The organism is Mycolicibacterium pyrenivorans (assembly GCF_025821625.1).
Taxonomy (GTDB): Bacteria; Actinomycetota; Actinomycetes; order Mycobacteriales; family Mycobacteriaceae; genus Mycobacterium; species Mycobacterium pyrenivorans.
In genome coordinates this window covers 1-12,388 of the sequence record NZ_JACKSH010000007.1, presented here as the reverse complement: position 1 = coordinate 12,388, position 12,388 = coordinate 1, and the positions used below count along the sequence as shown (strand labels likewise).

Annotated in this window: 11 protein-coding genes and 1 pseudogene; 6 read left to right on the top strand and 6 right to left on the bottom strand. The window is 63.2% G+C overall.

Annotated elements, in window-relative coordinates:
* Positions 1–237 precede the first annotated feature (237 nt).
* Positions 238–366, top strand: coding sequence for a hypothetical protein (locus H7I57_RS00710; protein ID WP_264021301.1), 129 nt, complete (start codon positions 238–240; stop codon positions 364–366).
* Between the two features lie 341 nt (positions 367–707).
* Here H7I57_RS00710 and H7I57_RS00705 read toward each other — a convergent pair whose 3' ends face one another.
* The 5 genes from H7I57_RS00705 to H7I57_RS00685 form a co-directional block, all read right to left on the bottom strand.
* On the bottom strand, positions 708–974 hold the full coding sequence (locus H7I57_RS00705) for a hypothetical protein (protein ID WP_264021300.1): 267 nt from the start codon (positions 972–974) through the stop codon (positions 708–710).
* 13 nt (positions 975–987) lie between these two features.
* Positions 988–1,458 (bottom strand): DUF5078 domain-containing protein, encoded by a 471-nt coding sequence (locus H7I57_RS00700; protein ID WP_264021299.1) that lies wholly within the window; start codon positions 1,456–1,458, stop codon positions 988–990.
* Positions 1,459–1,510: 52 nt separating this feature from the next.
* On the bottom strand, positions 1,511–1,846 hold the full coding sequence (locus H7I57_RS00695) for a DUF732 domain-containing protein (RefSeq protein ID WP_264021298.1): 336 nt from the start codon (positions 1,844–1,846) through the stop codon (positions 1,511–1,513).
* 322 nt (positions 1,847–2,168) lie between these two features.
* On the bottom strand, positions 2,169–2,873 hold the full coding sequence (locus H7I57_RS00690) for an SDR family oxidoreductase (RefSeq protein WP_264021296.1): 705 nt from the start codon (positions 2,871–2,873) through the stop codon (positions 2,169–2,171).
* A 111-nt stretch (positions 2,874–2,984) separates the two neighbouring features.
* Positions 2,985–3,131 (bottom strand): hypothetical protein, encoded by a 147-nt coding sequence (locus H7I57_RS00685; RefSeq protein WP_264021295.1) that lies wholly within the window; start codon positions 3,129–3,131, stop codon positions 2,985–2,987.
* A 291-nt stretch (positions 3,132–3,422) separates the two neighbouring features.
* Between H7I57_RS00685 and H7I57_RS00680 the strand changes: the two genes are divergently transcribed.
* The 5 genes from H7I57_RS00680 (at position 3,423) to H7I57_RS00660 (ending at position 11,182) form a co-directional block, all read left to right on the top strand.
* Positions 3,423–4,235 carry a TetR/AcrR family transcriptional regulator gene (locus H7I57_RS00680; RefSeq protein WP_264021294.1) on the top strand — a complete coding sequence of 271 codons (813 nt, stop codon included), beginning with the start codon at positions 3,423–3,425 and terminating at the stop codon, positions 4,233–4,235.
* Between the two features lie 70 nt (positions 4,236–4,305).
* Positions 4,306–5,367: an IS630 family transposase gene (locus H7I57_RS00675; RefSeq protein ID WP_036346308.1), complete on the top strand. Its 1,062-nt coding sequence runs from the start codon at positions 4,306–4,308 to the stop codon at positions 5,365–5,367.
* A 44-nt stretch (positions 5,368–5,411) separates the two neighbouring features.
* Positions 5,412–7,640 (top strand): MMPL family transporter, encoded by a 2,229-nt coding sequence (locus tag H7I57_RS00670; RefSeq protein WP_264021292.1) that lies wholly within the window; start codon positions 5,412–5,414, stop codon positions 7,638–7,640.
* A 237-nt stretch (positions 7,641–7,877) separates the two neighbouring features.
* Positions 7,878–8,303, top strand: a complete 426-nt coding sequence (locus tag H7I57_RS00665) for an MmpS family transport accessory protein (protein ID WP_264021291.1) — start codon at positions 7,878–7,880, stop codon at positions 8,301–8,303.
* A complete protein-coding gene (locus tag H7I57_RS00660; protein WP_264021290.1) occupies positions 8,300–11,182 on the top strand; it encodes an MMPL/RND family transporter in 2,883 nt (960 codons plus the stop codon). Before H7I57_RS00665 ends, H7I57_RS00660 begins: the two co-directional genes overlap by 4 nt.
* A 958-nt stretch (positions 11,183–12,140) precedes the next feature.
* On the opposite strand, the pseudogene H7I57_RS00655 reads toward H7I57_RS00660, so the two are convergent.
* A pseudogene (locus H7I57_RS00655) lies at positions 12,141–12,302 on the bottom strand (ATP-binding protein); the annotation flags it as partial.
* Between the last annotated feature and the right edge of the window lie 86 nt (positions 12,303–12,388).

The window sequence follows — 12,388 nt, the reverse complement described above, 5'->3', positions numbered from 1 at the left end:
AACACCCGCCGATAAACCGGCAACAACGATGACTTGCCCAGCATCAACCCCCTTGTTGCATACATAGATTCGAGCGTGTTGCTACCCGTTGATAACGGTCGGGGTCGGGAAAACTCATGTGGCACAGGCCCTTGACCCCATCGCGGCATTACTCGCTCGTGCCGACCAAGCCATGTACCGGGCTAAACGGCGAGGCGGCAACTCCGTGGAAATCGACATCTTGGCGAAAGAGAGCAGATGAGCAACTCCGAAGGGTTTGCCGTCGACACACCGGTGTGGGTCAACACCAGCACCGGCGATGAAGTTCGAGGGGTCATTATCGAGGACTTCGGGCCGACCGCCGGCCACGCATGCCCCGGGCGATGAACCCAATGGGACTGGCTCGAATTGCCGGACCCACCCGAATCGTGCTCGGCGGTGTAGCCACTTGTAGATCCTCGCCCGCGAAATCCCAACTGCTCAGCCACATGCGCAGGCGTGCACCCCGCATGGACACGCTCAACGATCAGGCGGCGAGCGAAAAGATCGGTACGAGCGTTAGGGGAGACACGAGGACCTCTACCGATGAATGCCAGACACATCCACCACCTCGTCTGAAAGTCCTATTTCAAGCAGGCACGGCTTCAACAACCTACCGAGTCACGACATTTAGTCAATGCCGCTCTGTACCAGCCCGTTCGGCGCACGGGCCTGATTCGTGTCGGTCCTCAGCCGCCGTTGGTCACGGGGTTCGACGACAGGGTGATGAACCCCCCGTTGATCCACACGCCCCAGCGACCACCCCAGGCCGAGGTCCACACGACGGGTTGTCCGGCCCAGAACTCGGCCGGCTTGGGCGGTGCCCACGCCGGTACCGGCTCACCCTGAGCCGGCGACGGGGGAGGCGGCTGGGCGGATGCGACAGAGGCGCCGAGGCCGAGAGCGGCTGCCGTGAGGACCACCGCCACCGCGACGGCTGACAGAGCTGGCTTCATCGAGTCACTCCCCTCAGGGCCGTTGGTTGTATCCCCAGTGCCACACCGAGGGGTCCACCGGCGGGTAGTTCATGCAGACGTCGGTGGCGTGTGCGACCACGCCCTTGTTGTTGAAGAACAGCTTCGCCCAGTTACCCCAGCGGGTGGCCATCTGCTCGTAGAAGACGTTGGTCGCGGTGGCCTCGGAGTACTGCCTGCGGGCGGTGTAATCCAGCGAGAAGAACCAGTAGATCCGATTGCGGGCCCCGTCCTGCACGTCGGCAGGCCGGTTGTTGTAGTCGATCATGTACCGCTCGTAGTAGACGGGCGACGTGTCGCGCGCCGCGGCCATGTACTGGTCCACCGTGCAGGTGGTCCTGAGGATCCGGTTCGGGATCGGATAGTCGTCCGTGGCGTCGGCCGAGGCCACGGCCGGAACGGCTGCCAGGCTCATGGCCACGGCGGCGCTCACGGCGCCGGCCCAGACCTTCAGACGGTTGGCCATGACACTCCCTCGGTCTCGGGCGACGACGGTGACGGCAATGGTGGTCGCCTGCTCACGCAGGCTTCTCCGCGGCCAGCTGCAGCAGCGCCTGATGGGCCGGGCAGTATGTGGGATACGCCAGGCCCAGGAATTTCCACGCCTGCTCGGTGGTGCTGCCCTTCGGAAGCTGATTCGAGACGAACTCCGCCGAGTCGTAGGCGTTCTTGTCGACACCACGATCGATTCGCTCGCAGGCGATCTTGGCGATCCAGGCGTTGTAGTCCTTCTGCCCGTAGATACCAACCGTGTGCAGTGCGTTCGCGAAATCGGTGTCCGGGTCGGCGTGCGCGACGGCCGGCGCGGTGAGCGCCAGGCCAGCGAAGGCAACAGCCAGGATCACTCTCTTCATAGCGAGGATATTAGCTGGTCTAACTCTGCCTGTCACGCGCCCTTCGTCCGGCGGGAAGCTCCTCGCGCAGGTAGTGAGCAACTCGACGACAACGCCTACCCATACCGGCTGTTCCTCTAAGGCGTGCTCTGGGTTTCACCAGGTTCGGTGGCAGGTACCTCACACAGAGCTCTCACCGATAAGGGTGGATGACGCAACACTTGACGATTAGGCGACGAATAGGCGCCGCTTCCGCGGCGACATGCTCAATGCTAGAAGCTGGCGAAGTCCGCCTAAGCGCAGCTACTGAGGTGGAACCATCTGTGTGACCTCGGCGGTAGCGCTATACGAGGGCGGCGCCGCCGTCGACGGGCAATACCACGCCGGTGACGAACTCGTTGGTTATCAGGAAAACCACCGCGTGCGCGACCTCCTCGGGTCGGCCCACACGGGGGATCGGGAGCCCCGCAGTGTGCTCCTCAAGCGAAATACCCGTTCGTTCGATCAGGGGTGTGTCGATCATCCCGGGACGCACTACATTCACCCGGATCGGTGCCAGCTCGCGTGCCATGCCGCGACTGAACGTCTCAGCCCCGCTCGCAGCCGCACTCAGGATGGAGCTGCCCGGCCGCGGGCGTTCGACTCCTGACCCCGTACAGAACGTCAGCGAACCTGCCGTCATGCGGGCGCCGGCGTACTTGCTGATGTACACAGGCCCCCAGAACCGGCTGTCTACCGTACCTCGGAGCGTCGCGATATCCGTTTCCACTATGGGGCCGAACGCGGACGTCCCTGCGAAGCAGACGACATGATCGACATCGTCGATTCCGTCGAACAGATCCCGCACTGCGGCCTCGTCGCCGACGTCGAGCGCCGCTCTCCGGACATCACCGCTGAGTTCCTCGCGCGCCTGATCCAGGCGATCCGCATTCCGGCCCACGATCGTGACCCGGGCGCCCTCGTTGAGCACGGTCCTGGCCGTGGCCAGTCCCATGCCTGAGCTGCCACCGAAGACAACCACAGAGGCGTCCTTCAAGGATGCGGCCACGACGGTTCTCCTTTACGTGCGGTACTGCGCAGCGGTTGAACTTGTCGGCCCCGCCGGCCAACTACGACCATACCGACCCAGTCCGCAGCCCCCTATGGGCATCGCCGGCGTTCATGCGAACATCGCATCCGGTGCGCACTCCACGCGGAACTGCTTCGGCCACCACTCGTCGTAGGTCTGGAAGTGGTGCAGCCGCTGGTACACGACCTCGATGGGGTGGCCGACCACGAAGTCGTCCTTCACGTGGATCGCCGCCATAGATCGCTCCAGTTCCCTTTGGCCTAGCCCTGTCCGCCCACCATAGATGAAGTCGATGACCAGGCCAGGATCGTGGTTCGATGGCCAGCTGTGCCGCCGCAATGGGTCCGGCACAGCGCGATCTATCGGTCCGACGAGCGACAGCACCCCTGGTCGCGCGATGCTGTCGGCCTCTGCCGCTCAGGAGCGCCGCCCGCGAGCCCCTGGTCGCAGCGACTCCCGGCGCCACCGGCAGCGTTCTGTCGGCGCCACAAGTCCGCGCCGAGAACCGCGAGGCCCGCGGGATGCTCGATGCCACCTGCGGCATCAGCGGGAATCGCCACAACCGTCTGGTTCTGGGGTTCGCCAACTATATTGCGCGGCTCCGCGCCTCTGGATCGTCCGGATCGCAATCCCGGCACCCAGCGGCGCGAAAACATGCTCAGTAATGAAATTTTGCACAATTACGCAATTAACTGCACACTGTGCATCGTGACTGCAACGGGTCTGCGTGTCCGCAAGAAGCTCGCCACGAAAGAGGCGTTGGGGCGGGCGGCAATGGACCTCGCTGCGAAATATGGATTGAGTTCGGTCACCGTCGACGAGATCGCGAAGGCCGCGAACGTCTCGGCCCGTACCTTCTTCAACTATTTCGCTTCCAAAGAGGAGGCGGTGATGTTCATCGTCGATCGCGCGATGAGGGACGTGATCACCGCATTCGCCGGGCGCGACCGCACCGAACCGGTGTTGGATTCGCTGGAGTCCATCATGCTCGACTTCGTCGAAGCCAGCGACGACTTCTTCCAGGTGGTCACTGTCGTCCGGTTGATGGCTGAGCATCCCACTCTGGTGCCCCATCACGTGAGCCTGCAAGACAGCGCCACGACAACCATGCTCGACGAGATTGCCGAACGAACCGGGCACGATCCCCGCGCCGACGTCTATCCTCGGCTGGTCTTCCACGCCGCACAAGCGGTGAGCTTGGCTGCGATCGAACTGCACGTCATGGGTCCGGGCGACATACCGTCCCGGCAGGTCGTCGCCGATTCGATGCGGACCGGATTCCAGCATCTGCGCGACGGGTTGCTTCAGCCGGGCAGGGCAGCGACTGGCGGGACGGACTGACGGTGGCGACGGCTCTGTACCGGCTAGTGTCGTGCGTCATTAATTAGTTTACAGTGTGGGATGATGGTGTATGCCGTCATCCGGGTTGGTGATCAGTCCTGAGGATCGTGTGACGTTGGAGTCGTGGACGCGGTCCTCGACGGTGTCTGCCGGCCATGTCGAGCGGGCACGGATCGTGTTGGCGGTGGCCGATGGCGCGGGTACCTCGGGTGCGGCGCGGCAGGTGGGGGTGTCGCGGCCGACGGTGATCAAGTGGCGGGATCGGTTCGCCGCGTTCGGGATTGACGGGCTTGCCGATGAGCCGCGTAGTGGGCGGCCCAAGACTGTCGATGATGCAGCGATCTTGGCGGCCACGTTGGAGCCGCCGCCGGAGTCGTTGGCGGTGACGCACTGGTCGAGTCGGCTGCTCGGTAAACACCTCGGGGTCGGGGATGCGACGGTGGCCCGAGCGTGGCGCCGCTATGGGGTCAAGCCGTGGCGGCGGGAGACGTTCAAGTTCTCCACCGACCCGGAGTTGGAGGCCAAGGTCCGCGATGTCATCGGGCTGTATCTGAAACCGCCGGCCAAGGCGATCGTGTTGTGCGTGGACGAAAAGTCCCAGATTCAGGCGCTCAACCGCACCCAGCCGATCCTGCCGCTGCGCCCGGGGCTGCCGGAGAGGGCGACCCACGACTACCAGCGCAACGGCACGACCACCTTGTTCGCCGCGCTGGAGATCGCGACCGGCAAGGTGACCGACCGCTGTTATGAACGCCACGGCAAGGCTGAGTTCCTGGACTTCCTCAAGGCCGTCGCGCGGGCCTACCCGCGGCGCAGGCTGCATGTGGTCTGCGACAACTACCACACCCACAAACACGCTGACGTCAATGTGTGGCTGGTCAAGAACCCGCGGGTGACACTGCATTTCACCCCGACATCAGGGTCCTGGTTGAACATGGTCGAGGTGTTTTTCTCGATCATCACCCGCCAGGCGATCCGGCGCGGATCCTTCGACAGCGTCAAAGAACTCGTCGCGGCCATCAGCGCCTTCATCGATGGCTGGAACCAACGCTGCCACCCATTCGTATGGACCAAAACCGCAGACGAAATCTTGCCCCACACCCGTAAACCAAATTCAGACGCGACACACTAGGGCGGTTCGCCTACCGCCACCGGCTGGCGGCTTTGAGCATCTGGATGCTGCTCCTTCTGGGCGCCGGGTTGGCGGCGGCCAACGCCAAACCGTTCGTTTCGGATGTCACCCTTCCTGGCACCGGATCCGAACGAGCCAGTGCTTTGATGACCGAGAAGTTCCCCGAGAACCGCGACATGGCGATGATTGCCCAGGCGCAGGTGGTCGTCGAGGCGCCCCCGGGAACCACGCTCGACGAACCCGAGAACATCTTCCGCGTCGATTCGTTGATCCATTCGCTGCGCGGGCTCGACGGCGTGGCCGGGCCGGAGTCCATCGTCAACCCGCTCACCACACCGACGCCGGGAGCTCAGGTCAACCCGGACCGCACTATCGCCTATTTCGACGTGGTGTACGACAAGAAATTCGTCGACATCGACACCGAGTCGCTCAGCGCCTTCGAAGCGGCGATCGACCAAGCCCGCGCGACCGGCCTGACCGTGGAGGCAGCCGGCACGCTGCTCAACGGCCAGCCGCCACAGCAGGGAGCCAGCGAACTGCTGGGGTTCGCCGTCGCGCTGGTCACCATGGTGGTCGCGTTCGCTTCAGTTGTCGCCGCGACCTTGCCGATCATCACGGCCCTGTTCGGCGTCGCGATCTCGATCGCGTCGATAACCGGTGCCACGCTGCTCTTCGAGCTCGACTCTTCGGCTCTGATGACCGCATCGATGCTCGGCATCGCGGTAGCCATCGACTACTCGTTGTTCATCGTGTCCCGGTACCGTCAGGAACTCGCCGCCACAGACGACAGAGGTCATGCCGTCGGACGCGCCACCGGAACGGCCGGGAGTGCGGTGGTCTTCGCCGGGCTGACGGTGGTCATAGCGCTGGCGGCACTTTCGGTCGTGCGAATCCCGATGCTGACCACAATGGGCCTGGCGGCCGCAGTGGCGGTCTTCGTCGCGGTGGCCGCGGCGATCAGCCTGTTGCCGGCGTTGCTCGGGCTGTTCGGCCGTAAGGTGTTCGCTCTCACGGTTCCCCGGTTGCATCGCGGCGACGAGCCCGACAGCATTCCGAGCGTCGGCAAGCGCTGGGCGCAGGTGGTGGCCGCCCGGCCGGTCCCGGCGTTGGTCATCGCCGTCCTCGTACTGGCGGTTGTGGCACTGCCCGTCACGAATCTCCAACTGGGTATGAACATGACCTCCGGTGAGCAGAAGAAGGCGGTCGAGCTGATCGGCCAGGGATTCGGCGAGGGCGTCACCGGGCCTTTGATGGTGGTCGTCGACGGGTCGGGTGCACAGGATCCGGGCGCTTCCTACAACCAGATCGCAGACACGATCGGCGCGATGCCGAATGCGCGGACGGTGACTCCGCCAGTGCTCAACGCTGACGGTACCGGCGCGTTGATCACTGTGATCCCTACCGGTGGGCCGAGCAGCACCGAAACCCACGACCTGCTCGACGAGATACGCGCCATCGAAACGTCGTTGGCCGCCGAGTCGGGAACTGAAATCGGCGTCGCGGGCCAAACCGCGGTCATGGCCGACCTTTCCGAGGCCCTCCTGCAGTCACTCGTCCCCTACCTCGCGCTGGTGGTCGTCCTGGCGTTCCTACTCCTCGTTCTGGTGTTTCGGTCGCTGTTGGTACCCCTGACCGCAACGCTGGGATTCCTGTTGTCGGTCAGTGCGACCTTCGGTGCGACCGTGGCAATCTTCCAGCAGGGACGTTTCGGGCTCATCGCCGACCCGGGTCCGATCATCAGCATCCTGCCGGTCTTCCTCATCGGTATGGTGTTCGGCTTGGCAATGGATTACCAGGTCTTCCTGGTTACTCGGATGCGGGAAGAGTACGTCCACGGGCCATCTACTCGCCAAGGCGCCCGGCAGGCCGTCATCGTAGGATTCCAACACGGTGCACGGGTAGTGACCTCGGCTGCGATCATTATGATCTCGGTGTTCGCCGCCTTCATGCTTTCTCCCGAAACTATGGCCAAGGCAATGGGTTTCGCACTGGCGGCGGCGGTGTTCTTCGACGCTGTCGTCGTCCGGATGGTGGTGATCCCCGCTGCGATGGTGCTCCTCGGCGAGAAGGCCTGGTACCTGCCTCGGTGGCTGGACCGCCTGCTGCCCAACATCGACATCGAAGGTGCCCGCCTCGCTCACGCCAACCCGTCCCAGGAGAACGAGCAGCGGGCCGAACTTGTGTCGACCGGCAGCGGCTTGCGTCGGGTCAGTGTTCCGACAGCGGCTGCAGGCGGGCGTCACCGACTCTTGAGGCGGGACCGTGAAACCTGACCTCACCGCCGAGTGGCCAGCGTGTGCTGCCGATCGCACATGTGGAGCACCGCCTGGAAGTGCGGTGCGGAGATTCCCTGATAGTCGTCTACTCGCGAAAGGGCTTCTGACGTTGCGTTGTATCTATCCAGACGGAGGGCGTCGGCGCGAATCTGGTAGTGGCCGCGAAGTCCGATTCGGGGCGTGCCGCGAAGGATGGTCCGTGGTGCCGGATGGTTCACCCGAGGGTGAGTCGCGATGACAATCGTTCGGCGGGTGTGGGTTCCCCTGCTCATGGTCGTGGTGGTGGTCGTCGCCGGGTTGGCCGTTCACCGGATCCGGGGCTACTTCGGATCGGAGGGCACTCGGGTGACCCCGGTGAATTTCGCCGATGATCCTGAGCCGTTCGACCCCAAGGTCGTGACGTACGAAGTATTCGGAAACGGAACTTACGCCGACATCAACTACCTCGATCTGGAGAGTCGGCCGCAGCGCGTCGACGGTGCCCCCCTGCCCTGGTCGTTGACGTTGGAAACCACTGACCCCGCCGCCTTCCCGAACATCATTGCCCAGGGCGACAGCGACAGCATCACCTGCCGCATCATCATCGATGGGGAAGTTAAGGACGAGAGGACCTACACCGGAATGGCCGCACAGACCTTCTGCTTGGTGAAATCGGCATGAGCGCACCGATGAACGGGACACGGACTGACGCGTCTGCTGCGCCCCCGCAGGACACCCGCGGACTGCTGGCGGTGTGGATCCGCCGACTGTCAGTGCCGATCATTTTGGCCTGGCTGGTCATCATCGCCGTGCTCAACACGACTGTGCCGCAGTTGGAAGTGGTCGGTCAGGAGCAGTCGGTGTCGATGAGTTCCGAGGACGCGCCGTCGATGGTGGCGATGAAGCGGATCGGCTCGGTGTTCGACGAATTCAGTTCCGACAGTTCAGCGATGATCGTCCTGGAGGGGGATCAGGAGCTCGGTGCGGATGCTCGCCGCTTCTACGGTGAGATCATCGACCAGCTCGAGGCGGACACCGAACATGTCGAGCATGTGCAGGACTTCTGGGGCGACCCGTTGACGGCTACGGGCGCGCAGAGCCCGGACGGCAAAGCCGCCTACGTCCAGGTGTACACCAAGGGAAACCAGGGCGAGGCGTTGGCCAATGAGTCGATCGCTGCGGTGCAGGACATCGTCGCCAGTGTCGCGCCGCCGGACGGGGTGACCGCGTATGTCACCGGGCCGGCGGCGCTGACGGCTGATCAGCAGATAGCCGCCGATCGAAGCCTGCGGCTGATCGAAGCCGTCACGTTCACGATCATCTTCGTGATGCTGTTGCTGGTCTTCCGTTCGATCGTCACGATGCTGTTGGTGATCGCGATGGTCGTCGGGTCCTTGTTCGCCGCCCGGGGAGTGGTGGCGTTCCTCGGATTCCACGAGATCATCGGGCTTTCGGTGTTCGCGACCAACCTGCTGGTGACGTTGGGGATTGCGGCCGCGACGGACTATGCGATCTTCCTGATCGGCCGCTATCAGGAAGCCCGCGGCTCCGGGCAGAGCCGTGAGTCGGCGTATTACACGATGTTTCACGGTACCGCGCATGTGGTTCTGGGTTCGGGTCTCACCATCGCGGGCGCGACGTTCTGTCTGCAGTTCACGCGGCTGCCCTATTTCCAGACCCTCGCCGTACCCCTGGCGATCGGCATGCTCTTGATCGTTCTTGTGGCTCTGTCCCTGGGTTCGGCCGTTGTGGTGGTGGCCAGTCGCTTTGGTTTGCTGGAGCCCAAACGCCAGCTGCGGGTACGGACGTGGCGCAAGATCGGTACCGCGGTGGTGCGCTGGCCCGGACCGATTCTGGTGGCGACGACGGCGCTGGCGTTGATCGGGTTGCTCACCTTGCCTGGCTACGAAACCAACTACAACGACCGCAACTACCTGCCCAAGGACATCCCGGCAGCTGAGGGGTACGCGGCCGCGGAACGCCATTTCGATCCTGCTCGGCTGAACCCCGAGTTGGTGATGGTGGAAAGCGATCAGGATATGCGTAACCCCGCTGACTTCCTCGTCATCGAGAAGATCGCGAAGGCGATATTCAACGTCGATGGTGTCGCGCGAGTGCAGACGATCACGCGCCCACAGGGAACGCCGATCGAGAACACGTCGATCCCGTTCCAGATCAGCCAGCAGGGCGTATCGTCCCAGCTTAACCAGAAGTATCAGGAGAACTTGCTGGCCAACACGCTCAAGCAGGCCGAGGATCTCGAGAAGAACATCGCCGACATGGAGCGGATGTCAGCCATCACGAAGGAGATGGCCGAGATCACCCAGGAGATGGTCGCCAAAATGGACACCATGGTGGCGAGCATCGAGGACCTACGCGACGGAATCGCCAATTTCGACGACTTCTTCCGGCCGATCCGCAACTATTTCTACTGGGAACCGCACTGTTTCAATATTCCAGTGTGCTGGGCGCTGCGGTCGGTGTTCGACACTCTTGACGGCATCGACACGATGACAGCGGACTTCAAGGATCTCATTCCGATCATGCATCGACTCGCCGCACTCATGCCGGAAATGGTCGAGCTGATGCCGACGATGATCGAGAACCTCAAGACCCAGCGGACGATGCTGCTGACCCAGTACGCCACCCAGAAGGGCCAGCAGGATCAGCAGGCCGAGATGCAGGACAACCAGAACGCGATGGGAGAAGCGTTCAACGAAGCGCGCAATGACGACTCGTTCTATCTGCCCCCGGAGGCGTTCGAGAACGAAGAGTTCAAACGCGGCATGGAGATGTTCTTGTCCCCGAACGGCCACGCAGTGCGCTTCATGGTGACCCATGAGGGCGACCCGATGACACCGGAGGGCATCTCGCGCGTCGAACCGATCGAAGATGCCGTCGCCAAGGCGATCAAAGGGACGCCCTTGGAAGGGTCCCGCATCTACATGGCCGGCACCGCGTCGATGTTCAAGGACATGTCCGACGGCAACCGCTACGACTTGATGATCGCCGCGATCGCCGCGCTGAGCCTGATCTTCATCATCATGGTCATCATCACGCGTGCCGTCGTCGCCGCGGTGGTCATCGTGGGCACCGTGGCGATCTCACTGGGCAGCGCCTTCGGGTTGTCGATTCTCATCTGGCAGCACCTGCTGGGGATCGAACTGCACTGGATGGTGTTGGCGATGTCGGTCATCATCCTGTTGGCAGTCGGAGCGGACTACAACCTGCTGGTCGTATCACGTCTCAAGGAGGAGATACATGCCGGGGTGAACACCGGCATGATCCGGGCGATGGGCGGCAGCGGGTCGGTCGTGACCGCCGCCGGGCTGGTCTTCGCGTTCACCATGATGGGGATGTCGGTCAGTGCGCTGACGGTGCTCAGCCAGGTCGGCACCACCATCGGCCTGGGTCTGCTGTTCGACACACTCGTGGTGCGCGCCTTCATGACACCCTCTATCGCGGTACTGCTCGGTAGATGGTTCTGGTGGCCACAGATGGTGCGCACCCGGCCGACGCCGCAACCATGGCCCGACCCCAACCGATTGACCTCGGTCTGAGCGGCAGGTGATCGGATCATGAAACACAGCAATCTCGGGATCGTGTATGTCGTGGTGCCTCTCGTTCTCGCCATCCCTGCGCATGCCAGAGCAAGGCACGAGCTTCGCTGACCAACTGCACACGTACGACATCGACGGGCGGAAGGACTACAAGCGCGTGGACCGGGAAGATCAGCAGCCTTTGCGCGTGCGTGTCGACACGGACGCTGAACACTCAGCACAGCTTGGGGCTGCGCTGCGCACCTACCGCCGCCGACAGAATTAAGAAGTTCATGGCGGCGCGGCAGTTGAGGAGTGGAGATGCAATCCAGAACACGCACCGCGCTAGCCATTGTCGCGGGTGCGGTAGTCGCCGCTATCGGGAGTCACAGTAGTGTGCTTTTCCCGGCCTTGCACGCGGTGATCCACCGACTATCCGATCCCGCGTCCGACGATCGAAGGGGCTGCAGCGCAGTATGAATAATGCCCGCGCGTGACCTCGTGTGGGTCTGCTACGAGCGGTACATGCATGACTACAACAACAAGCCGCCCGCGGTCCAACAATGGGCACGCACGTGCGTCGACTGGCTTGTTGCTCGTCGCGCTCCGCCGGATAGGAAGCTGACGGCTCGTTTCAGGATCTCGTAGGCGCTGATCGGTCAACGCATTGGTCGGGGTTTGTCTACGTCGCGTTTGTCATCGACTCCTAGGCCGGCCGGATCCTCAGCTGGCGGGTGGCGACCACCATGGTGCTTGACTCGATCGTGCAGGCCTACCAGTGAACCGCCTGTAGCTCAGGCGGTTCAAGAACTCGATGCCGCAAACACGCCCAGGCGACGCATCTACGACACCGGCGGCGCAGCAACCGAACGAGCCACCCACAACAGCCATCCACGGCACTGATCTGATGGCTCTGCGTGTCGCTTGCCAGGGTGATGGGACCACCTGATTGCCATGGGGATGGGACCACCGTGGCGCGTTACTGAGGATGCTCGTTGGCGGGGTCGGGGTCAAGCTGGGGGCGGGTGCGTTGGCGGTAGGACGGTCCTTCGATGACCAGGGTGTGGGCGGCGGAGGTGAGTCGGTCGATGGCTGATTGGGCCAGCAGGGTGTCGGCGGTCATGGTCAGCCATTCAACTGGAGCTGGCACATGTTCGTTGTGGCTGATTTCTCCTGCTAGCTGGGCTTTCGGCTGTTCTGCGTGTCTTAGCGATCGTCAAGGCGTGA

Excerpts from the sequence above, each read along its gene's own strand:
- H7I57_RS00710 (WP_264021301.1), top strand. The coding sequence starts at position 238 with ATGAGCAACTCCGAAGGGTTTGCCGTCGACACACCGGTGTGGGTCAAC.
- H7I57_RS00705 (WP_264021300.1), bottom strand. The coding sequence starts at position 974 with ATGAAGCCAGCTCTGTCAGCCGTCGCGGTGGCGGTGGTCCTCACGGCA.
- H7I57_RS00700 (WP_264021299.1), bottom strand. The coding sequence starts at position 1,458 with ATGGCCAACCGTCTGAAGGTCTGGGCCGGCGCCGTGAGCGCCGCCGTG.
- H7I57_RS00695 (WP_264021298.1), bottom strand. The coding sequence starts at position 1,846 with ATGAAGAGAGTGATCCTGGCTGTTGCCTTCGCTGGCCTGGCGCTCACC.
- H7I57_RS00685 (WP_264021295.1), bottom strand. The coding sequence starts at position 3,131 with ATGGCGGCGATCCACGTGAAGGACGACTTCGTGGTCGGCCACCCCATC.
- H7I57_RS00680 (WP_264021294.1), top strand. The coding sequence starts at position 3,423 with ATGCCACCTGCGGCATCAGCGGGAATCGCCACAACCGTCTGGTTCTGG.
- H7I57_RS00675 (WP_036346308.1), top strand. The coding sequence starts at position 4,306 with ATGCCGTCATCCGGGTTGGTGATCAGTCCTGAGGATCGTGTGACGTTG.
- H7I57_RS00670 (WP_264021292.1), top strand. The coding sequence starts at position 5,412 with ATGCTGCTCCTTCTGGGCGCCGGGTTGGCGGCGGCCAACGCCAAACCG.
- H7I57_RS00665 (WP_264021291.1), top strand. The coding sequence starts at position 7,878 with ATGACAATCGTTCGGCGGGTGTGGGTTCCCCTGCTCATGGTCGTGGTG.
- H7I57_RS00660 (WP_264021290.1), top strand. The coding sequence starts at position 8,300 with ATGAGCGCACCGATGAACGGGACACGGACTGACGCGTCTGCTGCGCCC.